Genomic DNA, 22,895 nt, shown 5'->3' with positions numbered 1-22,895 from the left:
GTATGACGATCCTCCCCCCCGAACAGGCTGCCAACCGCGCCGTCGGCCTGACGGAACTGCTCGCCGCCCGCGAGCGGCGGCGCGACCGTCAGCAGGCCTGGCTGACGCGCCATCCGGCGACGCTGGTGGTGCTGACGCCGCTGGCGCCGGGCGCGCTGAAAGACAGCCCGCTGACGCGGCGCATCTTCAACCTCGGCTGGCAGGCGCTGCGCGCCGAGCAACGGCGGCAGGGGTGGCGCTGCCTGCGCGCCGAGGCGCAGGGGCTGCCCAGCGGCGGCGAAGGTTTTTTGTCGCTGCAGGCGGCGGCACGGCAGGTGAAACAGTGCTGCATCCGGCTGGAGGATATGCATCCCGCCGGGCGGCTGTGGGATATCGACGTGCTGGACGCGCAGGGGCGCATTCTGTCGCGCGACGATGGCGGTCTGCCCGCCCGGCGCTGTCTGCTGTGCGATCGGCCGGCGCGCGTCTGTGCGCGGCAGCGCCGCCACGACGTTGAACGGCTGCTGGCCGCCATGGAGGAGACGCTTAATGCTGCACTCGCTGCCCGCTAGTTCCGCCAGTCCGTCGCCGCTGTCTGCGGCTGAACGGCGCTTTGCCCTGTATGCCTATCGCGCCTTGCTGACCGAGGTCAACCTGACGCCGAAGCCCGGACTGGTCGACCGCGACAACAACGGGGCGCATCAGGATATGCATATCGGCCATTTCTATCGCAGCGCGCGCGCCATCGGCGTCTGGCTGCCTCGCTTTATCCGTCAGGGGCGGCAGGACGCGGCGCTGCCGGCCGATCGCGTGCTGGCGCGGCTGCGGCCGCTTGGTCTGGCCTGCGAAAACCATATGTTCCACGCCACCGGCGGGGTCAACACCCACAAGGGCAGCGTGTTTGCGCTCGGGCTGCTGTGCTACGCATTCGGCCGTTTGTCGTCGCCGACGCCCGCTGCGCTGTGCGCGGAGGTGGCGGCTATCTGCCAGGGGCTGACGGTGCGCGAGCTGCAGCGCAACAACGCCGGGCAGAGCGCCGGCCAGCGGCTGTACCGCCGGTTCGGCCTGAGCGGCGCGCGCGGCGAGGCCGAAGCCGGCTTCCCGCTGGTGCTGCACGGCGCATTACCACGCTATCTGCGGCGGCTGCGGCAGGGCGATAACGCGCAGAGCGCGCTGCAGGACTGCCTGTTGTGGCTGATGGCGCACAACGGCGATACCAATGTCGCCGCGCGCGGCGGCATGGAAGGGCTGCGCTGGCTGCAGCAGCGCGCGGCGCAGTTGCTGGCACAGGGCGGCGCCGGCGGCAGAGACGGTATCGCGCGGCTGCGCCAGTTTGACGCCGAGTGCACGGCCCGTCATCTCAGCCCCGGCGGCTGCGCCGACCTGCTGATAGTCACCTGGCTGCTGGCGCAGATATCGCCACCGGCCTTACAGGAATAATAATGCTGCGTTCAGGAGAACCTCTATGAGTCCGTTGAAACAAAAATTCGCCAAGGCGCTGGCGCCGCTGGTGGTGCTGGCGATCCTGCTGCTGATACCGGCGCCTGCCGGTATGCCGCCGCAGGCGTGGCGCTATTTCGCCATTTTTGTCGCCATGATTATCGGCATGATCCTGGAGCCGATCCCGGCGACCGCCATCAGCTTTATTGCGGTAACGGTGGGCGTGCTGGCTGCGCCCTGGGTGCTGTTCAGCCCGCAGGAACTGGCCGGGCCGGGCTTTAAGGCCGGCAAAGAGGCGCTGAAGTGGGGGCTGGCCGGCTTTTCCAGCACCACGGTGTGGCTGGTGTTCGGCGCATTCATCTTTGCGCTCGGTTACGAGGTCACGGGGCTGGGGCGGCGCATCGCGCTGTTTCTGGTGAAGTTTATGGGCAAGCGGACGCTGACGCTCGGCTATGCGGTGGTGATTATCGATATCCTGCTGGCGCCGTTTACTCCGTCCAACACTGCGCGCACCGGCGGCACGGTGTTCCCGGTGGTGAAAAACCTGCCGCCGCTGTTTGACTCGTTCCCGAACGATCCGTCGTCGCGGCGCATCGGCGGCTACCTGATGTGGATGATGGTGGTCGGCACCAGCCTCAGCTCGTCGATGTTCGTCACCGGCGCGGCGCCGAACGTACTGGGGATTGAGTTTGTCAGCAAAATCGCCGGCGTACATATCAGCTGGATGCAGTGGTTTATGGCGTTTCTGCCGGTGGGGCTGGTGCTGCTGATTGTCGCGCCGCTGCTCTCCTATTACCTGTATAAACCGGGCGTCACCCACAGCAGCGAGGTGGCCGGCTGGGCCGACGGCGCGCTGGCGGAGATGGGCAAACTGAGCCGTCAGGAGTACACGCTGATCGGCCTGGTGCTGTTGAGCCTGTGCCTGTGGGTGTTCGGCGGTAAAGTGGTGAACGCCACGGCGGTGTGCCTGCTGGCGGTGTCGCTGATGCTGGCGCTGCACGTGGTGTCGTGGAAGGCGATCACCCAATACTCCAGCGCCTGGAATACGTTGGTGAATCTGGCGACGCTGGTGGTGATGGCCAATGGCCTGACGCGCTCCGGCTTTATTGACTGGTTCGCCACCACCATGAGCACCCACCTGAGCGACTTCTCGCCGACGATGACCGTGGTGGCGCTGGTGCTGGTGTTCTACTTCGCCCACTATCTGTTTGCCAGCCTGTCGGCCCATACCGCCACCATGCTGCCGGTGATTCTGGCGGTGGGCAAAGGGCTGCCGGGCGTGCCGATGGAGCAGCTGTCGATTCTGCTGGTGCTGTCGATCGGCCTGATGGGCGTGCTGACGCCGTACGCCACCGGGCCGGGGGTGATCATCTACGGCTGCGGCTATGTGAAGTCGAAAGACTACTGGCGGCTGGGGGCGATCCTCGGCGTGCTGTATATCGCCGCCTTGCTGCTGATCGGCTGGCCGATCCTCAGCCTGTGGTATTAAGCGTGATGCCGGCGGCCCGTTAGCGGGCCGCCGCTGTATTGCGCCGCGCGTGACCCTCCTCACACCTTTTCTTGCCGAACCCCGCCATGATGTCCGGTCAGGCTAACTGATTAAAAACACACACAACAGGGACCCTTCGCGATGAAAAAAAACAAGATGCTGCTCTGCCTGCCGCTGCTGTTTTCCGCCTCGGCGTTGGCGGAAACCGCCGACTATCAGCTGGAGCAGGTGCTGGTGATGAGCCGCCACAACCTGCGCGCGCCGCTGGCCAACAACGGCAGCGTGCTGGCTAACTCAACGCCGCAGGCCTGGCCGCAGTGGGATACGCCGGGCGGTGAGCTGACCACCAAGGGCGGGGTGCTGGAAGTGTATATGGGGCACTATTTCAACGCCTGGCTGAAGCAGGCCGGCCTGCTGCCGCAGCAGGGCTGTCCGACACCGGGCAGCGTCTACGTGTACGCCAACAGCCTGCAGCGCACGGTGGCCACCGCGCAGTTCTTTACCAACGGCGCGTTCCCGGGCTGTGACGTGGCGGTGCATCATCAGGATAAAATGGGGACTATGGACCCGACCTTTAACCCGATTATTACCGATAACAGCAAGCAGTTTAACCAGCAGGCGCTGAAGGCGATGAACGACAAACTGCACTCGCTGCAGCTGGATGCCGCCTACCGGCAGCTGGCGAAAATCACCGACTACGCCGACTCCAGCGCCTGTAAAACCGACAAGCAGTGCGACCTGACCGCAGAAACCAGCACCATGAGCGCGGTGCCGGGTAAAGAGCCGGGCGTCGCCGGCCCGCTGCGGGTGGGCAACTCGCTGGTGGACGCCTTTATGCTGCAGTATTACGAGGGCTTCCCGGCCGATCAGGTGGCGTGGGGCAAGGTGACCACGTCGGAGCAGTGGCGGCAGCTGGCGCAGCTGAAAGACGGCTATCAGGATTCGCTGTTCACTTCGACGGTGGTGGCGCAGAACGTCGCCAAGCCGCTGCTGACCTACATCAGCTCGGCGCTGATCGGTAAGGAGAAGGGCGATGCGCCCAAGCTGACGGTGCTGGTGGGGCATGATTCCAATATCGCCTCTCTGCTGTCGGCGATGCAGTTCAAACCTTATCAGCTGCCGCAGCAGTATGAAAAAACGCCGATCGGCGGCAAGCTGGTGTTCCAGCGCTGGCACGATAAGCAGGGCGATCGCGACCTGCTGAAGATTGAGTATGTCTATCAGTCCACCGAGCAGCTGCGCAACGCCGATAAGCTGACGCTGCAGCATCCGCCGCAGCGGGTGACGATGGCGCTGGAAGGCTGCCCGACCGATAAAGACGGCTTCTGCAGCTGGAGCGACTTTGAAAAAGCGATGAAAACAATGTTGTAACGGCCATCGCCCCTTTCTCCGGTGAGAGAGGGGCTGTACGCCCGCCCGTCACTCGCATTACACTGCTCCCCGTCGATCCTAAACTGCGGAACCGCCGTGCTCACTACGTTTCTTACCGATATCTGCTGGCTGCCGGTCAGCGACTTTCCCGGCCGGGTTATCCGCGGCCGTTTCAGCCTGACGGCCTACCATGACGCACTGTGGCAACAGGCGGCGCTGCCGTTCCCCGACCATCTGTCCGCGGCGGTGGCGAAGCGCCGCGCGGAGTATCTGGCCGGGCGTCTGCTGGCGCGCCAGGCGCTGGAGGCGTTGGGGTATCTGCAACGGGTGGTGGCGCGCGGCGCCGATCGCGCGCCGGTCTGGCCTGACGGTATCGTCGGCGCGCTGAGCCACAACGCGGATACCGCGCTGTGTGCCGTCGCGCCGGCGGCCGATAGCGGCGGCGTCGGGCTGGATGTGGAAACGCAGATGCCGATGCAGCGCGCCGAGCAACTGTGGAGCGGGATCGTCAACCCGGCAGAGCAGGCGTGGCTGCGGCAACAGCCGCTGCCGTTCAACCTGTCGCTGACGCTGACGTTCTCCGCCAAAGAGAGCTTGTTCAAGGCGCTTTATCCGCAGGTGCAGCGCTACTTTGATTTTCTCGATGCGCAGATCGTCGCATTGGATCCGCAGGCGCAGACCTTTACGCTGGCGCTGCTGCAGGATTTAACGCCGCAGTGCCCGGCCGGGCGGCGTTTTGGCGGACGCTTTACGCTTGGTGGTGACAACGTAACCACATTTATTTTCTTTTAAATCAACCAACTAAATGCATTCCGCCGCCGGTTGCGGCGGCGCTGGACAAGCGTATTTTCGCCGCTACAATAAATACTGTTTAAATAAACAGGTGTTGGCGATGACGATCGACCTTTTTGAAGACGCGCTGCCGGCGCCGTGGCGTGAGGAGATAGCGCCCGGCGCGGTGGTGCTGCACGGCTTTGTCCGCGACCACGGCCCCGAGCTGCTGGCGGCGGTGCGCGGCGTGGTGGTGCAGGTGCCGTGGCGGCATCTGACCACGCCCGGCGGCTATACCATGTCGGTGGCGATGAGCTGGTGCGGCAACGGCTGGACCAGTGACAGCCGCGGCTACCGCTACGCCGAACGCGACGCGGGCAGCGGCCGCCGCTGGCCGGCGATCCCGCCCATTCTGCTGGCGCTGGCGGACGAGGCTGCGCTGCAGGCCGGCTTTGGCCACTTTACGCCGGACTCCTGCCTGATTAACCGTTACGACCCCGGCAGCAAGCTGTCGCTGCATCAGGATAAAGACGAGCGCGATTTCGGCGCGCCGATCGTATCGGTGTCGCTCGGGCTGCCGGCGGTGTTTCAGTTCGGCGGCCTGCAGCGCAGCGACCGGGCGCGGCGTATTCCGCTGGCGCACGGCGACGTGGTGGTGTGGGGCGGTCCGTCGCGCCTGTGCTTCCACGGTATTTTACCGGTGAAGGAGGGCTACCACTCGCTGGTGGGATCGCACCGCATCAACATCACTTTGCGCAAGGCGCTGTAAGACGCGGCTGCTGCGCCAGGCAGGCGACCAGATGGTCGATAAACACCCGCAGCCTGGCGGGCAGGTGCGGCGTCGGCGCATACAGCAGCCACAGCCCGCCGCGATAGTTACTGAGAAACTCCCAGTCCGGCAGCACCTGCACCAGTTCACCGTCCTCCAGCGCCTGTCGGGCGGTAAAGTACGGCAGGCTGCCGATGCCGATATGCTGTCTGACCGCATCCAGCCGTACGCCGGTGTGGTTGGCGGCATAGCGCCCGCGCACGTTGACCGTCTGCGTCTTGCCTGCCCGGCGGAAGCGCCAGCGCGCGTCGTTCGGCGTCTCTCCCAGATAGATGCAGCTGTGCTGCGTCAGCGCCTGCGGCTGCTGCGGCGTACCGTGCTGCGCCAGATAGTGCGGCGTGGCGCACAGCAGGTGCTCAATATCCATCAGTTTACGGCCGATCAGCCCCGGCGACGGGCTGTCGGTGATGCGCAGCGCCAGATCCACGCCGTCGTCAATCAAATCCATATAGCGGTCTTCCAGCCGCAGGCGCACGTCCACCTTGGGGTAGCGTTGCAAAAATGCCGGCATATGCGGGTGCAGCACAAAGCGGCCGACCGCTTTCGGCACGCTGATGCTGACCAGCCCTTCCGGTTCGGCGTCGTTTTGTCCGCTGAGGCTGAGCACCGCGTCGGCCGCCGCCAGCATCTGCCGGCAGTATTGCAGGGCGGTTTCTCCCTGCTCGCTCAGGCGCAGCTTACGGGTGGTGCGGTGCAGCAGGCGCAGCGCCAGCGCCCGTTCCAGCTTGCTGACGCTGCGGCTGACGGCCGAGGGGGAAGCACCCAACTGACGGGCGGCGGCGGAGAAACTGCCGCTTTCCGCCACCTGGACGAATACGGCCATCTCGGCCAGTAATGCGGTGGCTTGATTTGTGATCACAGCGCAAAAGTCCATTCTTCTGATAACGGATTATCCTCTGATTATGACATGAATATACTGGGTGCAGGGTCAATTAACCGGGGAATAAACGATGACAGAACGACATTACTATCACAGCGATGCACTGCAGTTGCAGGCGCAGGTGCTGGCCTGCCAGCCGCTGGAGGACGGCAACTATGCGCTGGAGCTGGATGCTACGCTGTTTCATCCGCAGGGCGGCGGACAGCCGGCCGATGGCGGCACTCTGAACGGCGAACCGCTGCTGCGGCTGGTGCCGCGCGGTGAGGATATTCTGCACGTGGTGGCGCGCCCGCAGCCGCCGGGCGCCATCGATATCGAGGTCGACGGCCGGCTGCGGGTACTGCATGCGCGCTGGCACTCCGCCGGCCATCTGATCGGCTATCTGGGGGAAACGCAGGGCTGGCGCCCGGTGAAGGCGCATCACTGGCCGGGGGAAGGGCGCATTACCTTTATGCCCGGCGACGGTGTGAAAGCGCTGGAGCAGGCATGGCTGCAGGAGGCGCTGACGCGCCTGATCGCCGCCGATTTACCGCGCCGTCAGCGGCAGGAAAACGGCGTTCGCCAGGTCGGCTTCGGCGATCTGCCGGCCTACGGCTGCGGCGGCACCCACGTGCGCTCGCTGGCTGAGCTGGGTGAGGTGACCATCAGCGCGCTGAAAATGAAAAAAGGCCAACTGGTGGTTTATTACGATCTCAGATAACGGCGCGACATTTCGCCGGTAATTTTTCTGCCCCGTAGCACGTGCTGCGGGTTTTTTATGCCGCCATGCCTGCCGCTTGCGTAACTTGTGAGCCGCCTCACGCCGTTTCCCTTATTTTATTCCTGATGCTTGAGAACGCTCTCATTCCTTTTTATTGGTGTTGGAAACCGGTTTCCATATCGTTTCCAATGGCGGTGAGAAATACATCCAACCATCACTGGGGTAATAACAATGAAGAAAATTATGCTTTGCTGTTCTGCGGGGATGTCGACCAGTCTGCTGGTAAAGAAAATGACGGCGGAGGCCGCCAGCCGCGATCTGCCGGTGGAGATTGCCGCCTATAGCGCGGGGGAATTTGATGAGCAGTTCAGCCGCTATCAGGTGGTGCTGCTGGGGCCGCAGGTGAAATATATGCTGCCGGCGCTGTCTGCGCGCGCGGCGGAGCAGGGCATTCCGGTCGCGGCGATCGATATGATGGATTACGGCATGCAGCGCGGCGATAAGGTGCTGGATTTCGCCCTGGCGCTGATCGCGCAGCAGGGAGAGCCGGCATGACCTCTCTCTATCAGGCGATGGTCAACCTTATCGAGCAGAAGGTGACGCCGCTGGCCGGCAGCGTCGGCCAGCAACGCCATGTGATTGCCATCCGCGACGGCTTTGTCTCCGCGCTGCCGTTTATGATCATCGGCTCATTTATGCTGGTGTTTATCTTTCCGCCGTTCTCCGCCGACAGCAGCTGGGCGTTCGCCCGCGGCTGGCTGAATTTTTCACTGCAATACCGTGAACAGCTGATGCTGCCGTTTCACCTCAGCATGGGGGTGATGACTTTCTTTATCTCGGTGGGGATCGGCGCCAGCCTGGGGCGGCACCATAAACTGGACCCGATCATGACCGGCCTGCTGGCGCTGATGGCGTTTTTACTGGTGGCGGCGCCGTACCGCGACGGCGTGATCGATACGCAGTATTTCTCCGGCGAGGGGATTTTCACCGCTATCGTTACCGCGCTGTATGCCGGTGAACTGTACGCCTGGCTGAAGCGGCACAATATCACCATCCGGTTGCCGCAGGAGGTGCCGACTGGCGTCGCGCGATCGTTTGAGATCCTGATCCCGGTGGTGGCGATCGTCGCCACCCTGCATCCGCTTAATCTGCTGGTGCAGAGCTACACCGGCATGATCATTCCCCAGGCGATTATGCATCTGCTGCAGCCGCTGGTGTCCGCCTCGGACTCGCTGCCGGCGATCCTGATTTCCGTGTTTATCTGCCAACTGCTGTGGTTCGCCGGTATTCACGGCGCGCTGATCGTCACCGGCATCATGAACCCGTTCTGGATGACCAACCTGGCGCTGAACCAGACCGCTCTGGCGGCGGGCGCGCCGCTGCCGCATATCTACCTGCAGGGCTTCTGGGACCATTACCTGCTGATCGGCGGCGTCGGCTCTACGTTGCCGCTGGCGTTTTTACTGCTGCGCAGCCGGGCGGCGCATCTGCGCAGTATCGGCAAGATGGGCGTGGTGCCCAGCGTGTTCAATATCAACGAGCCGATTCTGTTCGGTGCGCCGATCATCATGAATCCGGTGTTTTTCCTGCCGTTTATTCTGGTGCCGATGATTAACGCCACCTTCGCCTATATCGCCACCAAACTGGGCTGGGTAGCGCAGGTGGTGTCGCTGACGCCGTGGACCACGCCGGCGCCGATTGGCGCCTCATGGGCGGCGAACTGGGCGGTAAGCCCGCTGCTGATGTGCCTGTTCTGCATGGTGCTGTCGGCGCTGATGTATTACCCGTTCCTGAAGGCTTATGAGCGCACGCTGCTCAAGCAGGAGCAGGAAAAACAACAACCACAGGGCGGAGAAGCCGCCGTTAATTCCTGACGTAAGGGGTCGTGATGAAATATGCATTCCCGCAAGATTTCTGGTGGGGCAGCGCCAGTTCGGCGCCGCAGAGTGAAGGCGAGAGCCTCAGTTTCGGCAAAAGCGCCACCATCTGGGACGAGTGGTTCCGGCTGCAGCCGGAGCGTTTTCACCAGCAGGTCGGCCCGCAGCAAACCTCGGATTTCTACCGCTGCTGGCGCGACGACATCGCGTTGCTGAAACGGCTGAACCACAACAGTTTCCGCACCTCCATTTCCTGGGCGCGGCTGATCCCGCAGGGGCGCGGCGAGGTTAATCCGCAGGCGGTGGCGTTTTATAACCAGGTGATTGACGAGATGTTGGCGCAGGGCATTACGCCGTTTATCAACCTGTTTCACTTTGATATGCCGCTGGCGATGCAGCAGCAGGGCGGCTGGGAAAGCCGTGAAGTGGTGCAGGCCTACGCCGAGTTTGCCGATGTCTGTTTCCGCCTGTTCGGCGACCGGGTCAAGCACTGGTTTACCTTTAACGAGCCGATTGTGCCGGTGGAGGGCGGCTATCTGTATGACTTCCACTACCCGAACGTGGTGGACTTCAGGCGCGCCGCGACGGTGGCCTACCACACCATGCTGGCGCACGCGCTGGCGGTGCGGAACTACCGCGCCCGCGGGCAGGACGGGGAGATCGGCATCATCCTCAATCTGACGCCTTCCTATCCGCGCTCCGCCAACCCGGCCGATGTGCAGGCGGCGCATGTTGCCGATCTGATGTTTAACCGCAGTTTCCTCGACCCGGCGCTGCGCGGCAGCTACCCGCAGGAGCTGGTGGCGCTGCTGCGTCAGCATGACCAGCTGCCGCCATGCCAGGCGGAGGACGCCGCGCTGCTGGCGCAGGGCGTGGTGGATCTGCTGGGCATCAACTATTACCAGCCGCGCCGCATTCAGTGCCGCGACAGCCTGGTCAATCCGGACAGTCCGTTTATGCCGGAGTGGTTTTTCAGCCACTATGCGATGCCGGGCCGCAAGATGAATCCGTACCGCGGCTGGGAGATTTACGAAAAGGGCATCTACGATATTCTGACCAACCTGCGGGAAAACTACGGCAACCCACGCTGCTTTATTTCCGAGAACGGCATGGGCGTGGAGGATGAACGGCGTTTTGAGCAGAACGGGCAGATTCAGGACGACTACCGCATCGATTTTATCCGCGAGCATCTGCAGTGGGTGCACCGGGGCATCAGCGAGGGCAGCCGCTGCCTGGGCTACCATATGTGGACCTTTATCGATAACTGGTCATGGAGCAACGCCTACAAGAACCGCTATGGCTTTGTGCAGCTGGATCTGGCGAGCCAGCAGCGCACTATCAAGAAAAGCGGCGAATGGTTCGCCGCAACCGCCGCCGCCAACGGTTTTGAGGAGCAACGCTGATGGACGATTTGGAAAGTACGGTGATGGAGATTATCGTCAATGCCGGCCAGACGCGCAGCCTGTGTTTCAGCGCGCTGCAGGCGGCGCGTGACGGCGATTTTGCACTGGCGCAGACGCAGCTGCAGCAGGCCGATGAGTTTTCCCGCGCCGCACACCGGGTGCAGACCCGGCTGATTGAGCAGGACGGCGGTGAGGGCAAAACGCCGATGACGCTGATTATGGTGCATGCGCAGGATCATCTGATGAATGCGATACTGGCGCGGGAACTGATTGCCGAAATGGTCGAACTTTATCAACGACAACGGCCATCGGCTCAGGGATAATCACTAGCGGGCCGCCGGCCCGTTTGAGGTTGATGACAACGTCGTCTGATGATTCGTGATACCCGGGCCTAGCGTAACGAGGGGCGCTTCGGCGGCTTACGCCGCTACGACCCCATCGTCACGCTCTCCCTAATAGTTGGCTTTATCAGTCGTCTGTAGCGGGCCGCCGGCCCGTTTTTCTCTATCAGCAGGAAGACCCGCAGTTATGGCCAATATCAATGATGTTTCCCGCCTGGCGCAGGTATCGAAAGCCACGGTGTCCCGGGTGCTGAGCGGCAGTCGCGGGGTAAAGGAAGAGAGCCGGCAGGCGGTGCTGCGGGCGGTGGAAACGTTGAACTATCGTCCGAACGCCGTCGCCCAGTCGCTCACCAGCCAGAGCACCGGCTGTATCGGCGTGATTTGCGCCACGGAACATATTCAGCAGGCGACCGGTTATCTCCAGGCGCTGGAGAAGCAGCTGAGCCGTCAGCAGAAGCATCTGCTGCTGCGTTTCGCCAACGACGCCGCCGCGCTGGCGGCCGCGGCGGCGGAGCTGAGCAGTGGCTGGTGCGATGCGCTGATCGTGGTCGGCGCGCGTTTCGCGCTGCCGCCGCTGCCGGACAGCACGGTGTGTCTGGACTGCGTCACCGCGTCCACGGCGAAAAGCGTGGGTTTTGACCACCAGTTTGCGGCAGAAACCGCGGTGCATTACCTCGCTAGCCAGCAGCGGCGGCAGATCGCCCTGATTAACTTTGCCGCCGGCGATGCTGCCGAACAGGTGCTGCAGGGCTATTGCCACGCGCTGGAAACGCACCTTATCCCCTATAACCGCCAGCTGGTGGTGGAAGACGAAGCGGTGACGCGCATTGCGCTGCAGCGCCTGCTCAACAGCACGATGCCGTTTAATGCGCTGCTGGTGACCGACGACTGTCAGGCGCAGGAGGCGCTGACGGTGCTGGCGCAGTATCAGCGTCAGGTGCCGGCGCAGGTGATGGTGTTCAGTCTGGACGGTTCGCTGCAGTGGCCCGGCGCGCCGACGGTGCCGTCGATTGAGTATTCGCTGGATGCGCTGGCGCAGCGTGCGCTGGCGCTGCTGAGCGGCGCAGAAGAGCCTGGTTTACTGCGCGGCAGCCTGACGGCGCGCTGACGCGCCGCAGCCCCCGTCGTTCTGGCGGGCGGCCGTTTCTCCCCGCTATTTTTTGTGTCTCCCGCAGCGACGCCGCTCTGCCGCCGTCGCTCATGGCCGCGCGCCGCAAACTGTTATCCCTGACACACTTCTCACTGAAACCGGTTGCAGAAAAGAAGCCTCCCACTTATTCTGCAACCGGTTTCATTTTTGAGAAACACGTAGGCGGAAGTCATAACCTTTACGATAAGGTATTAAAATAATGACGAAAATAAGAAACTATGCCCAGTTGGCCGGCGATATTCTGGCGGAGGTCGGCGGGCAGGATAATCTGGTCAGTTTTACCCGTTGCGCCACCCGTCTGCGGCTGGTGCTGAAGGAGACGCCGCCGCAGGCGGCGGAGCGGATTAAACAGCTGCCGGGCGTCATCATGGTGGTGCAGAGCGGCGGACAGTTTCAGGTGGTGATCGGCGTACATGTGGCGGAGGTGTTTGACGCTTTTTCCGGCCTGGTCGATCAGAGCCAGCTAAAAACCGAAGGCGCGAAAGTCCGGCTGCTGGACGCGGTCATCGGCTCCATGTCGGCGATTTTCGCGCCGATCGTGTTTGTGCTGGCGGCGGCGGGCATCCTGCAGGGCGGCCTGATCGTCGCCAGACATTTTGCGCCGCAGCTGGCGAACGGCGGCACCTTCGAGGTGCTCAACTTTATGTCTTGGACGCCGTTTGCCTTTCTGCCGGTGCTGATTGCCATTACCGCGTCGCGCTTTTTCCGCTGTAACACCTTTATCGCGGTGCTGTGCAGCTGCGCGCTGATTAATCCTGAGTGGGGCGCCATCGCCGCGCGTATCGCGCAGGGCGAAGCGATCCACTTCCTCGGCCTGCCGCTGGCGGAAACGGTGTACACCTCGTCGGTGCTGCCGCCGATCTTTATGATCTGGTGCCTGTCATACGTGGAAAAATATGCCCGCCGCGCGATCCCCGACGTCGTCAACGAATTATTTACCCCGCTGGTCTGCATGCTGATTATGGTGCCGTTTACGCTGTTGCTGATCGGCCCGATCACCAGTTCGGCGGCGTTCGCCATTGCCGGCGGCTACAACTGGCTGTTTGACACCGCGCCGGCGCTGGCCGCCGCGCTGATCGGCGGCGTATGGCAAATGGTGGTGATCTTCGGCGTGCACTGGGGGATTACGCCGGTGGTGATGGCCAACTTTGATGCGCACGGCCGCGACTCTTTTCAGGCTTTCCAGACCATTGCGGTGGTGGCGCAGATGGCGGCGGCATTGGCCGTCGGTTTTAAATCACGCAACCCGCAGTTTAAAACTACCGCGCTTTCCGCCGGCGTCACCGGCGTGTTCGGCATTACTGAACCAGCGCTGTACGGTGTGACCCTGCGCCTGAAAAAGCCGTTTATCTGCGGCTGTATCGGCGGCGCGCTGGGCGCTTTGGTCACCAGCTTCTTCGGCAGTTACTACTATGCTTATGCTGGATTACCCAGCCTGCTGACCGTGGTAAACGCTATCAGCCCGGAGAACCCGATGTCGTTTATCGGCGAACTGGCGGGCGTTGCTACGGCGATAATCAGCACCATGGCGATGGTGTACGCGGTGGGCTTTGACGATCCGCCGCTGGCGGCGGGCGGCGCGGCGCCTGCGGCACCAAAGACGCCAGAAATGCCTGCGGCTGATGAGCCGGCGGCGCAGCCGCAGGCGGTGACGCTGCTGTCCCCGGCGGCGGGGCATTATGTGCCGTTGGAGCAGGTGAACGATCCCAGCTTTGCGCAGAAATTGCTGGGCGAAGGCGTGGCGATCCGCCCGGTGGACGGTCAGATCCTGGCGCCCTGCGACGCGGTGGTCTCCTCGGTGATCGACAGCCGGCATGCGGTCGGGCTGACCTGCGCCAACGGCGCCGAATTGCTGATCCACGTCGGGCTGGATACGGTCAAGCTGCAGGGGCAGCATTTTGACACGCTGGTGGCGATGGGCCAGCAGGTGAAAGCGGGCGACCCGCTGATCCGCTTTGAGCAGCAGGCGATAGAAGCGGCGGGGTATGACGTGACCACGCCGTTTGTGGTGCTGAACAGCGATGAGTTCGCGGTGCGCCTGCTGGACGTAAACAGAGAGGTTGCCTGCGGGCAGCCGGTTATGCAGATTGGGTAACAAACAGGAGCGATGATGAAAAGCGTATTTCCGCAGGATTTTCTTTGGGGCGGCGCGGTTGCCGCACACCAGGTTGAAGGTGGTTGGGATCAGGGCGGCAAAGGCCCGAGCATTTGTGATGTGCTGACCGGCGGCGCGCACGGCGTGCCACGCGAGATCACCCAGGAAGTGGTGCCGGGCAAATATTACCCGAACCATGAGGCGGTGGATTTCTATCATCACTACAAAGATGACATCAAACTGTTCGCCGAGATGGGGTTCAAATGCTTCCGCACCTCGATTGCCTGGACGCGCATTTTCCCCAAGGGCGATGAGGCTGAGCCGAATGAAGAGGGGCTGCGTTTCTACGACGACATGTTCGACGAGATGCTCAAGCACAATATTGAGCCGGTCATCACCCTGTCGCATTTCGAAATGCCGCTGCATCTGGTGCAGCAGTATGGCGGCTGGACCAACCGTCAGGTAGTCGATTTCTTTGTCCGCTTCGCCGAGGTGGTGTTTGAACGTTACAAACACAAGGTGAAGTACTGGATGACCTTCAACGAGATCAATAACCAGCGCAACTGGCGCGCGCCGCTGTTCGGCTATTGCTGCTCCGGCGTGGTGTACACCGAACATGATAATCCTGAAGAGACCATGTATCAGGTGCTGCACCACCAGTTTGTCGCCAGCGCGCTGGCGGTGAAAATCGGCCACCGCATCAACCCGGCGATGAAGATCGGCTGCATGCTGGCGATGGTGCCGCTGTATCCGTTCTCCTGTAAGCCGGAAGATGTGATGTATGCGCAGGAATCCATGCGCGAACGCTATGTCTTCACCGATGTGCAGCTGCGCGGCTATTATCCGTCCTACGTACTGAACGAGTGGCAGCGACGCGGCTTCAACATCAGGATGGAAGCGGGCGACGAGCAGATTCTGCGCGAAGGCTGCTGCGACTATCTGGGCTTCAGCTACTACATGACCAACGCGGTGCAGGCCGCCGGCGGCGAGGGTGACGCCATTTCCGGCTTTGAGGGCAGCGTACCGAATCCGCACGTCAAAGCCTCCGACTGGGGCTGGCAGATTGACCCGGTCGGCCTGCGCTATGCGCTGTGCGAGCTGTATGAGCGTTATCAGAAGCCGCTGTTTATCGTCGAAAACGGCTTCGGCGCCTACGACAAGGTGGAAGACGACGGCAGCATCAATGATGATTACCGCATCGACTACCTGAAGTCGCATATCGCCGAAATGGGCAAGGCCGTCAGCTATGACGGGGTGGAGCTGCTGGGCTATACGCCGTGGGGCTGCATCGACTGCGTTTCCTTTACCACCGGCCAGTACAGCAAACGCTATGGCTTTATCTATGTGAACAAACATGATGACGGCACCGGCGATCAGTCACGTTCGCGCAAGAAGTCGTTCTACTGGTATCAGGGGGTGATTGCCTCTAACGGTGAAACCCTTTAATCGTGGAGCCACCTCGCTATTGGTAGCGGACGTCATACTGAAAAACCTGCCCCGGCGGCAGGTTTTTTTATCTCCCGGTGGTGATAACGGCATAAAACGACGGGATTCTGGCCGGCGCGAAACGTGGTGCAGATGAAACAGTCTGGGCTATAGTGATTAGCATGTGCTCACAACGGATTGTTTACCATGTCAAAATGGCATTGGCTGTTTAGCCAGTTAACGCGCAAACTCTGGTTTCGCGCATGCTTATTCGCGCTTCTGGCCGTCATTTCAGCGTTAGTTTCCATCGTCATTAAACCATTTATTCCTGCCAGCATCGGCGGCATGGTCGGCGCCGATGCGGTAGATAATATCCTCAATATTCTGGCGTCCAGCATGCTGGCGGTAACGACATTTTCATTAAATATCATGGTGTCCGCCTACAGCTCGGCAACCACCAGCGTGACGCCGCGCGCGACGCGGCTGGTGATGGAAGACAGCACCACGCAAAACGTCCTGGCGACCTTTATCGGCTCCTTCCTGTTCAGCCTGGTCGGGATTGTGGCGCTGAGTATGGGCGCCTATGGGGAGCGGGGGCGGGTTGTATTATTCGTTGTTACGCTGCTGGTCATTGCATTAATCGTTATCACGCTCTTGCGCTGGATCCAGCATCTTTCATTATTGGGGCGCGTAGGGGAAACGACGTCGCGGGTGGAAGAGGCGGCGCGCAATGCGCTGGAAAATCGCGTTAACATCCCTTACATGGGGGGCAAAGCGTGGTTATCCCCTCAGCACTCTCCTGCGGATGCCATCGCGCTCTATCCGACAGAAATTGGGTATATTCAGCATATTGATATGCAGATGCTGGATGACCGGCTGCAAGAAATTGAAGGGGAGCTTTATTTGGCCTGCCAGACCGGCGCCTTTGTGCATCCGGGGCATCCTGTGGGCTGGATCGTTGCACCAGATACTGACCTCGAGACGGCAGCACTATTGGCTGCCATCACCATCGGAGCGGAGCGCTCGTTTGATCAGGATCCTCGCTTTGGCCTTGCTGTGTTGGCGGAGATCGCCTCTCGCGCGTTGTCACCGGCCGTTAACGATCCTGGCACGGCGATTGATGTTATCGGCCGCGCGGTGAGACTGTTGGCGGTATGGGGCAGAAACAAGCCGGAATCTGACGCGGTGATCTATCACAACGTGTGGGTCAAACCGATCGTGACGGCAGATCTCTTCGATGACATTGTGAATCCCATAGCTCGCGACGGCGCAGCGCTGATTGAGGTACAACTCCGTTTGCTCAAAGGATTACAGGCGCTCGATCGGATGAATACGGCCGTTTTTGCTGCGGACGTGCGCAGATATGTCGCCATCATTCAGCAACTGGCTGAAAAACAGATGGTGTCGCAGCAAGATTGCGCCAGACTCCATGCATGGATACGCCAATCGGGGTTAGACAATCACTGAACCGCTTCTCCCCGTTGCAGGCAGCGGCCGGTCAGCCCGGCCGCGAAGGTGGTTCAGATCTTCTGGCACAGCATGGTGGGGAAGGACAAATGGCTGAACAGGATCAGGTTATCGTTCAGTTTTGAGATATCCACCGGGTAACCGGGCGTTTCCTTGCCGATCTCATAAAAATAATCCAGCATTGCCTGCGGCGTATTGTCGAGCGGTTTGGGCCGGCTGTGGGTAAATTTCACGGTGTAAAAACCATCGCGCGCGGCGCGGGCGTAAGTGAAGTAAATGATCCTGTCCAGATGGGCGGCTTGCCGTTTATTTTGTACGGTGCCGATAATATCCACATAGCCTTTCCCTGCCGGGTCGAAGAAGTAGTGTGCATTTGCATGCAGTGAAATGGGATCGTTTTCCGTCACGTTTTTACGGATCAGCATTTCGGCTTCACAATGCAGCAGCGCCGTGGCGGCATTGGCAGGAATAGAGGGAACCGATAACAGCGCTATCAGGCTAACCATAAAACAGACCAGTTTCTTCATGCTAGTTCCCTGCAAAATTTTTGATGGTGAAACAACGTTCGTATTTTTCCGTGGTGGTGACCGAACAGATGCCCATAAAGGTGACTTCGTTGAATTTATCCTCGGCCCACATTTTTTTATAAAAGATCACGTTTTTGATGTGTTGGCAGTCCAGTTTCTCCCGGGCTATATCCTGTCTGGCCATGGCGATCAGCGTTTTTTTGCTGTAGGCGTTTTTATAGTCCAGCGAGTACACCTCGCAACCGCCAAGGGTGAAAAGATAGGAATAGGGCTCCGATACAATCTTCAACAGTCGCGGCGTGTGAAAATACGCATACCCCAGCCAGGCGATTAACGCGAATGCCATGGCCATGACCACACCGAGTTTATAGCTGCGCTGGCGGGAGCTGTTTGGCACTGCCGGCGGCGTGTGTGTTGATGCCTCTACGGGAGCCGCTTTATTATTAACGCCGCTGTACTGTCGATCAGCGTTGTTTCTTTTATCCTCACTCATTTCCAGCTCTTCCTGTGGCGGTGAGGTGGTGCGTTGAGCGACCACCTCGGCGTCGGCACGCGTTTCCGCATGTGCATCAGGGTGTAATGCCGGTTCTATTTCTGCTTCCAGACGAAAGCCGACCTTAGGGACGGTGGTGATGATTTTTATGTTTTCACTGAGGCTGGAAAATGATTTCCGCAGTTCGCTGATATAGGTGTTTAAGTTGCTGTTGGAACCGGTAAAACCATACTCCTCCCATACGTTATGCAATAACGTTTCTCGCTCCAGCGTTTTTCCATTGTACCTGATTAACTCCAGCAGTAAGCGATTAGCCGGATTCGACAGATTCACTTTTTGCGACGGGTCGTTATGTAAAGCGAGCGTTTTTTCCGATGGTGTATAAACGATAATCAGATTTATTATGTATTTCATAAGGATAGGATGATTCCTAGTTATAATAATGTTTATAGGGTTATACACTCGGCAAATGACCGTCAAGTCACTATGGTAAATATTTTCACTTAATATAATCCAGCTAAACTTTAGCCTGGTTAAAAAAACTCTATGGCATAAATAAAAACTTAGTATCCATTATTAAAATCTATGTGTTTATGTTTTTGTGGTGTAAAAAACTATATATTTACTTGTTTAAGGCATGTTTTGCTGGTTGTTGTCGGTGTGTCTATCATTGTCATCGCTGTCACGGCAGACCTGTATACCTGTTTGATGGGAGTCTGTTTCCTGACATTCAGAGGTAAAAATTCTCTAATAATGGAATGAGAAAATTCTTCTGTTTATAGGTTGATTCTAAATGCATATCACTTTCATTGCGTAAAAATGAGGCGATATGCAGAGAAGGCAGGGAGGCATGACAATGCGCATTAATAATGCACAACCATGACATTACATTGGAATTTAATAAGGAATTTAACAAATGAAATTAAACAAAATCATGATGGCCAGCGTATTGGTATTCGGTGCTTCAACCATGGCGCACGCAGGCAATCAGGGGCAAGGGGTGGTTAATTTCAAAGGAGCGATTATTGATGCGCCATGTTCCATCTCGCCAGAAACCGTCGATCAAACTGTCGACCTGGGGCAGATCTCTAAAGTGGTACTGAAAGACGGCGGTAAATCTGTCAAGAAAGAGTTCCAGGTACTGCTGGAAAACTGCGAGCTGGAAAAAGATAAGAGCACCGTTTCTCTGACCTTTACCGGCGTTGAAAACAGCGACGGCCGCCTGGAAATCAACGGCACCGCGAAAGGCGCCAGCATCGCGCTGGTGGATACCGAAGGTAAACCAATCAAACTGGGTACTGCGACTGCCGCACACAAGCTGACCGAAGGTAAAAACATTCTGCGTTTCGGCGCTTACCTGCAGGGTGACGGCGCGTCTGCAGCCGTGGTCCCGGGTGATTTCACCAGCGTTGCTGACTTCACCATGTCTTACCAGTAATAGCCAGTACGTAAATGAACACATGCGGGTAGCGATACCCGCATGTTATCCCATAAAGGATTGTGTGGTGGAAACGTGATGCGTTGGTTGAAACCCTGGATAACTGTGGTTCTTTTATTGTTGTTGGGCATGCTGGCCATGGGCCCTGTCGCGTTTGCCGGTTTATCCGGCCGGGGAACGGTGCATATGGGCGGGGCGATTATTGACAGCGCCTGTGCGATTGCGGCCGGAGAACGCGATCAAACGGTCGATATGGGGACGGTTCCCGTCAGTCAGATTGTCAGTCAGGGGCAGGGTAGCGCCATTCCTTTTAGCGTGCGCCTCGTTAACTGTTCGCTGGAAAGATACACCTCAAGGCTGCCTGACTGGCAATATTTTCAAATCACGTTTGACGGGCCGACGGAAGGCAACGGGTTCGGCCTGCAGGGCGAGGCACGGGGTCTGGCCATCCAAATCAGCGACGAACAAGGCAATGTTGCCGCGCCTGGCGTAGCGATGCCAAAGAGCGACATTCACTCGGGAAATATGCAGCTGAATTATTTCATCAGGCTGATTGGGGATAAAAAAACGCTGCGTACCGGCGATTATTTTTCAACCATCAGATTCAAGCTCGATTATTACTGATTCGTCGTCATAAGTTTATATTACGAAAGGTCTGCAGATATGGATTGGTTTTCTGCTGGGGCACTCTTTCGCCCGAAAACGATAGGGATATTAATTGCGTTAGCCATTAACGGGTTGCCTGGTTATGTACTGGCAGGCGACGCAATTGAATTTAACACCGATGTGTTGGATTTGAATGACCGAAATAATATTGACCTCAGCCAATTTTCGCGTCGCGGATATATTATGCCGGGTGCATATAACATGACGATTCGGCTGAATAAACATGAATTACCGGAACAGCAGGTTATGTTCTATGCGCCTGACGATGACGACAAGGGGAGTCAGGCCTGTCTTACCCCGACGCAGGTGGCGCAGCTGGGGCTGAAAGAGGACATCAGCAAGAAACTGACGTGGTGGCACAACGGCGAATGCCTGGATATGCATAGCCTGAAGGGAATGGAGGCCACCGGCGATCTGTCGGCGGCGTCGCTCTATCTAAATATGCCGCAGGCTTACCTGGAATATACCTCCGAGGATTGGGACCCGCCTTCACTGTGGGATGACGGTATTGCCGGGCTGTTGTTTGACTACAACGTCAATGCGCAGGGCACCCGCCAGCAGCGGGACGGCGCGCGCGATTACGACTTCAGCGGCAACGGCACCGCCGGCCTGAACATCGGCGCCTGGCGTTTGCGTGCCGACTGGCAGGGCAATATCAGCCACCAGAGCGGGAGCGCTCAGGGGACGGAAAAGAAACTGGACTGGAGCCGTTACTACGCGTTCCGCGCCCTGCCGTCCTGGCGATCACGCTTGACGGTGGGGGAAGATTACCTGGATTCGAACGTGTTCGACAGCTTCCGCTATACCGGCGCCAACCTGCGATCCGACGACAATATGTTGCCGCCCAACCTGCGCGGCTATGCGCCGGAGGTGGTCGGCGTGGCGAAAACCAACGCTAAGGTCACCGTCAGCCAGCAGGGGCGCGTGCTGTATGAAACGCAGGTGGCGGCGGGGCCGTTCCGCATTCAGGACATTAATGACGCGGTGTCGGGCAAGCTGGACGTACGGGTGGAAGAGCAGGACGGCAGCGTGCAAAAGTTCCAGATGGACACCGCCAGCATTCCGTACCTGACCCGACCGGGCAGCGTGCGTTACAAACTGGCGGCGGGCAAACCCTCTGACTGGCGGCATCGCACGCGCGGACCGATGTTTGCCAGCGGCGAGTTTTCCTGGGGCATCAGCAACGGCTGGTCGCTGTTTGGCGGCAGCATTCTCGGCGGCGATTATAACGCGCTGTCGCTGGGGGTCGGCCGCGATCTGTGGGTGTTGGGGGCGATTTCGTTCGACGTGATTCAGTCGCGTGCGCATATCCCGCAGGAGGGGACGTTCAGCGGCGGTTCATATCGCGTGAACTACTCAAAAAACTTTGATGAGTACGACAGCAATATCACCTTCGCCGGCTATCGTTTCTCGGAAAAGAACTTTATGACCATGAGCGAATATCTGGATGCGCGTTACTACGGCTATCAGATCGGCAGCAGTAAAGAGATGTATACCCTCAGCTTTAACAAGCAGTTCCGCGATCTGGGGGTCAGCACCTTTATCAGCTACAACCACCAGACCTACTGGGATCGGGCGGCGAACGACCGCTACAACCTGACGGTATCGCACTATTTCGATCTGTGGTCGATGCGTAATTTGAGCCTGTCGCTGTCGGCTTACCGCAATACCTATGACGGCGTCAAAGATGACGGCGCCCACCTGTCGCTGTCGATTCCCTGGGGCAACAGCGGCAGCCTGAGCTACAACGCCGCCTTGGCGAAAGGGGATAACAGCAACAGCCTGAGTTATTACGACCGCATTGATGAACACAATAACTATCAGGTCAGCGTCGGCAAGACGCGCAGCGGCGCCTCGGTCAGCGGTTATATGAACCATGAAGCCGATGCCGCGCAGCTGAGCGGCAATATCAGTTACCAGGAAGGGCAATATACCGCGCTCGGTCTGTCCGCTCAGGGCGGGGTCACGCTGACGATGGAAGGCGGCGCGCTGCACCGCGTCGGCACGATGGGCGGTACGCGGCTGATGCTGGATACCGGCGGCGTGGCGGATGTGCCGGTGCGTGGCTACGGCAGCACCAGCCGCAGCAATATGTTCGGTAAAGCGGTGGTGACCGACATTAACAGCTACTACCGCAACAAGGCCAGTATCGATCTGAACAAGCTGGCGGACAATGCGGATGCCAGCAATTCGGTAGTGCAGGCGACCCTGACGGAAGGGGCGATCGGTTTCCGGCGTTTTAATGTGATTGCCGGTGAAAAGGCCATGGCGGTCATTCGCCTGGCGAATGGCGATGCGCCGCCGTTCGGCGCTACGGTGTTTAATCTGCGCAAGCAGGAGACCGGCATCGTTAACGACGGCGGCAAGGTTTACCTTAGCGGCATCAAGGCGGGCGAAAAAATGCGGGTGTTCTGGAACGGTGACGCGCAGTGCGCCATTTCGTTGCCGGATCCGCTGCCGAAAGACGGTTTCAACAACCTGTTGCTACCGTGCCAGCCGCTGGAACAGGCGGTCAACGCGGCGAAGTAGCGCGGACTTTCGGTCTATGACGGTT

At 59.5% G+C, this 22,895-nt stretch carries 21 protein-coding genes; 18 read left to right on the top strand and 3 right to left on the bottom strand.

The window, feature by feature from the left end; translation table 11 throughout:
* Positions 1 to 2 precede the first annotated feature (2 nt).
* The 6 genes from citX to alkB all read left to right on the top strand — a co-directional run bounded on the left by citX (position 3) and on the right by alkB (position 5,819).
* Entirely contained in the window at positions 3 to 551 is a 549-nt protein-coding gene (gene citX, locus TAN611_RS15245) for a citrate lyase holo-[acyl-carrier protein] synthase (protein ID WP_203066682.1), read from the top strand.
* A complete protein-coding gene (gene citG, locus TAN611_RS15240; RefSeq protein ID WP_203066681.1) occupies positions 529 to 1,419 on the top strand; it encodes a triphosphoribosyl-dephospho-CoA synthase CitG in 891 nt (296 codons plus the stop codon). The genes citX and citG overlap by 23 nt, the downstream gene beginning before the upstream one ends.
* Positions 1,420 to 1,444: 25 nt before the next feature.
* Complete coding sequence (locus tag TAN611_RS15235; protein ID WP_111736792.1) at positions 1,445 to 2,908, top strand: anion permease; 1,464 nt, start codon at positions 1,445 to 1,447, stop codon at positions 2,906 to 2,908.
* Between the two features lie 141 nt (positions 2,909 to 3,049).
* Entirely contained in the window at positions 3,050 to 4,279 is a 1,230-nt protein-coding gene (agp, locus tag TAN611_RS15230; RefSeq protein WP_203066680.1) for a bifunctional glucose-1-phosphatase/inositol phosphatase, read from the top strand.
* A 96-nt stretch (positions 4,280 to 4,375) separates the two neighbouring features.
* Positions 4,376 to 5,071 carry a 4'-phosphopantetheinyl transferase gene (locus TAN611_RS15225; protein ID WP_203066679.1) on the top strand — a complete coding sequence of 232 codons (696 nt, stop codon included), beginning with the start codon at positions 4,376 to 4,378 and terminating at the stop codon, positions 5,069 to 5,071.
* Between the two features lie 100 nt (positions 5,072 to 5,171).
* Entirely contained in the window at positions 5,172 to 5,819 is a 648-nt protein-coding gene (alkB, locus tag TAN611_RS15220; protein WP_203066678.1) for a DNA oxidative demethylase AlkB, read from the top strand.
* On the opposite strand, the gene TAN611_RS15215 is transcribed toward alkB, so the two are convergent.
* Positions 5,797 to 6,753 (bottom strand): LysR family transcriptional regulator, encoded by a 957-nt coding sequence (locus tag TAN611_RS15215; protein WP_203066677.1) that lies wholly within the window; start codon positions 6,751 to 6,753, stop codon positions 5,797 to 5,799. The two genes, alkB and TAN611_RS15215, sit on opposite strands and share 23 nt — an antisense overlap.
* A gap of 76 nt (positions 6,754 to 6,829) precedes the next feature.
* On the opposite strand from TAN611_RS15215, the gene TAN611_RS15210 reads away from it, so the two are divergent.
* From TAN611_RS15210 to TAN611_RS15170, 9 genes are all read left to right on the top strand, one after another.
* A complete protein-coding gene (locus TAN611_RS15210) occupies positions 6,830 to 7,459 on the top strand; it encodes a hypothetical protein (protein WP_105233431.1) in 630 nt (209 codons plus the stop codon).
* 231 nt (positions 7,460 to 7,690) lie between these two features.
* On the top strand, positions 7,691 to 8,014 hold the full coding sequence (locus TAN611_RS15205) for a PTS sugar transporter subunit IIB (RefSeq protein WP_054307116.1): 324 nt from the start codon (positions 7,691 to 7,693) through the stop codon (positions 8,012 to 8,014).
* Complete coding sequence (locus tag TAN611_RS15200) at positions 8,011 to 9,333, top strand: PTS sugar transporter subunit IIC (RefSeq protein ID WP_187044430.1); 1,323 nt, start codon at positions 8,011 to 8,013, stop codon at positions 9,331 to 9,333. Before TAN611_RS15205 ends, TAN611_RS15200 begins: the two co-directional genes overlap by 4 nt.
* A gap of 14 nt (positions 9,334 to 9,347) precedes the next feature.
* A complete protein-coding gene (locus TAN611_RS15195; protein WP_187044431.1) occupies positions 9,348 to 10,739 on the top strand; it encodes a glycoside hydrolase family 1 protein in 1,392 nt (463 codons plus the stop codon).
* Positions 10,739 to 11,062, top strand: coding sequence for a PTS lactose/cellobiose transporter subunit IIA (locus TAN611_RS15190; RefSeq protein WP_105231788.1), 324 nt, complete (start codon positions 10,739 to 10,741; stop codon positions 11,060 to 11,062). The genes TAN611_RS15195 and TAN611_RS15190 overlap by 1 nt, the downstream gene beginning before the upstream one ends.
* Positions 11,063 to 11,267: 205 nt before the next feature.
* Complete coding sequence (locus tag TAN611_RS15185; protein ID WP_105231787.1) at positions 11,268 to 12,188, top strand: LacI family DNA-binding transcriptional regulator; 921 nt, start codon at positions 11,268 to 11,270, stop codon at positions 12,186 to 12,188.
* A gap of 241 nt (positions 12,189 to 12,429) precedes the next feature.
* Positions 12,430 to 14,325 (top strand): glucose PTS transporter subunit IIA, encoded by a 1,896-nt coding sequence (locus TAN611_RS15180; RefSeq protein ID WP_203066676.1) that lies wholly within the window; start codon positions 12,430 to 12,432, stop codon positions 14,323 to 14,325.
* Positions 14,326 to 14,340: 15 nt separating this feature from the next.
* Positions 14,341 to 15,771, top strand: a complete 1,431-nt coding sequence (locus TAN611_RS15175) for a 6-phospho-beta-glucosidase (RefSeq protein WP_172606335.1) — start codon at positions 14,341 to 14,343, stop codon at positions 15,769 to 15,771.
* 186 nt (positions 15,772 to 15,957) lie between these two features.
* Complete coding sequence (locus TAN611_RS15170; protein WP_238404476.1) at positions 15,958 to 17,217, top strand: DUF2254 domain-containing protein; 1,260 nt, start codon at positions 15,958 to 15,960, stop codon at positions 17,215 to 17,217.
* 53 nt (positions 17,218 to 17,270) lie between these two features.
* On the opposite strand, the gene TAN611_RS15165 is transcribed toward TAN611_RS15170, so the two are convergent.
* Positions 17,271 to 17,744: a FidL-like protein gene (locus tag TAN611_RS15165; protein WP_203066674.1), complete on the bottom strand. Its 474-nt coding sequence runs from the start codon at positions 17,742 to 17,744 to the stop codon at positions 17,271 to 17,273.
* Position 17,745: 1 nt separating this feature from the next.
* Complete coding sequence (locus TAN611_RS15160) at positions 17,746 to 18,651, bottom strand: winged helix-turn-helix domain-containing protein (protein ID WP_203066673.1); 906 nt, start codon at positions 18,649 to 18,651, stop codon at positions 17,746 to 17,748.
* A 502-nt stretch (positions 18,652 to 19,153) separates the two neighbouring features.
* Between TAN611_RS15160 and TAN611_RS15155 the strand changes: the two genes are divergently transcribed.
* From TAN611_RS15155 to TAN611_RS15145, 3 genes are all read left to right on the top strand, one after another.
* Positions 19,154 to 19,675 carry a fimbrial protein gene (locus TAN611_RS15155; RefSeq protein ID WP_105231781.1) on the top strand — a complete coding sequence of 174 codons (522 nt, stop codon included), beginning with the start codon at positions 19,154 to 19,156 and terminating at the stop codon, positions 19,673 to 19,675.
* A 78-nt stretch (positions 19,676 to 19,753) separates the two neighbouring features.
* Positions 19,754 to 20,299, top strand: a complete 546-nt coding sequence (locus TAN611_RS15150) for a fimbrial protein (protein WP_158684824.1) — start codon at positions 19,754 to 19,756, stop codon at positions 20,297 to 20,299.
* Between the two features lie 39 nt (positions 20,300 to 20,338).
* Entirely contained in the window at positions 20,339 to 22,870 is a 2,532-nt protein-coding gene (locus TAN611_RS15145) for an outer membrane usher protein (RefSeq protein ID WP_203066672.1), read from the top strand.
* Positions 22,871 to 22,895 lie beyond the last annotated feature (25 nt).

The sequence above is a fragment of the Serratia sp. Tan611 genome, from assembly GCF_905188235.1.
GTDB lineage: Bacteria > Pseudomonadota > Gammaproteobacteria > Enterobacterales > Enterobacteriaceae > Serratia_B > Serratia_B rhizosphaerae.
Note: the sequence above shows the minus strand (reverse complement) of the source record. Positions and strands in the feature narration are given on the sequence as shown.

Excerpts from the sequence above, each read along its gene's own strand:
- citX (WP_203066682.1), top strand. The coding sequence starts at position 3 with ATGACGATCCTCCCCCCCGAACAGGCTGCCAACCGCGCCGTCGGCCTG.
- alkB (WP_203066678.1), top strand. The coding sequence starts at position 5,172 with ATGACGATCGACCTTTTTGAAGACGCGCTGCCGGCGCCGTGGCGTGAG.
- agp (WP_203066680.1), top strand. The coding sequence starts at position 3,050 with ATGAAAAAAAACAAGATGCTGCTCTGCCTGCCGCTGCTGTTTTCCGCC.
- TAN611_RS15175 (WP_172606335.1), top strand. The coding sequence starts at position 14,341 with ATGAAAAGCGTATTTCCGCAGGATTTTCTTTGGGGCGGCGCGGTTGCC.
- TAN611_RS15195 (WP_187044431.1), top strand. The coding sequence starts at position 9,348 with ATGAAATATGCATTCCCGCAAGATTTCTGGTGGGGCAGCGCCAGTTCG.
- citG (WP_203066681.1), top strand. The coding sequence starts at position 529 with ATGCTGCACTCGCTGCCCGCTAGTTCCGCCAGTCCGTCGCCGCTGTCT.
- TAN611_RS15155 (WP_105231781.1), top strand. The coding sequence starts at position 19,154 with ATGAAATTAAACAAAATCATGATGGCCAGCGTATTGGTATTCGGTGCT.
- TAN611_RS15215 (WP_203066677.1), bottom strand. The coding sequence starts at position 6,753 with ATGGACTTTTGCGCTGTGATCACAAATCAAGCCACCGCATTACTGGCC.
- TAN611_RS15150 (WP_158684824.1), top strand. The coding sequence starts at position 19,754 with ATGCGTTGGTTGAAACCCTGGATAACTGTGGTTCTTTTATTGTTGTTG.
- TAN611_RS15205 (WP_054307116.1), top strand. The coding sequence starts at position 7,691 with ATGAAGAAAATTATGCTTTGCTGTTCTGCGGGGATGTCGACCAGTCTG.
- TAN611_RS15235 (WP_111736792.1), top strand. The coding sequence starts at position 1,445 with ATGAGTCCGTTGAAACAAAAATTCGCCAAGGCGCTGGCGCCGCTGGTG.
- TAN611_RS15170 (WP_238404476.1), top strand. The coding sequence starts at position 15,958 with ATGTCAAAATGGCATTGGCTGTTTAGCCAGTTAACGCGCAAACTCTGG.
- TAN611_RS15165 (WP_203066674.1), bottom strand. The coding sequence starts at position 17,744 with ATGAAGAAACTGGTCTGTTTTATGGTTAGCCTGATAGCGCTGTTATCG.
- TAN611_RS15180 (WP_203066676.1), top strand. The coding sequence starts at position 12,430 with ATGACGAAAATAAGAAACTATGCCCAGTTGGCCGGCGATATTCTGGCG.
- TAN611_RS15210 (WP_105233431.1), top strand. The coding sequence starts at position 6,830 with ATGACAGAACGACATTACTATCACAGCGATGCACTGCAGTTGCAGGCG.
- TAN611_RS15160 (WP_203066673.1), bottom strand. The coding sequence starts at position 18,651 with ATGAAATACATAATAAATCTGATTATCGTTTATACACCATCGGAAAAA.
- TAN611_RS15185 (WP_105231787.1), top strand. The coding sequence starts at position 11,268 with ATGGCCAATATCAATGATGTTTCCCGCCTGGCGCAGGTATCGAAAGCC.
- TAN611_RS15200 (WP_187044430.1), top strand. The coding sequence starts at position 8,011 with ATGACCTCTCTCTATCAGGCGATGGTCAACCTTATCGAGCAGAAGGTG.
- TAN611_RS15190 (WP_105231788.1), top strand. The coding sequence starts at position 10,739 with ATGGACGATTTGGAAAGTACGGTGATGGAGATTATCGTCAATGCCGGC.
- TAN611_RS15145 (WP_203066672.1), top strand. The coding sequence starts at position 20,339 with ATGGATTGGTTTTCTGCTGGGGCACTCTTTCGCCCGAAAACGATAGGG.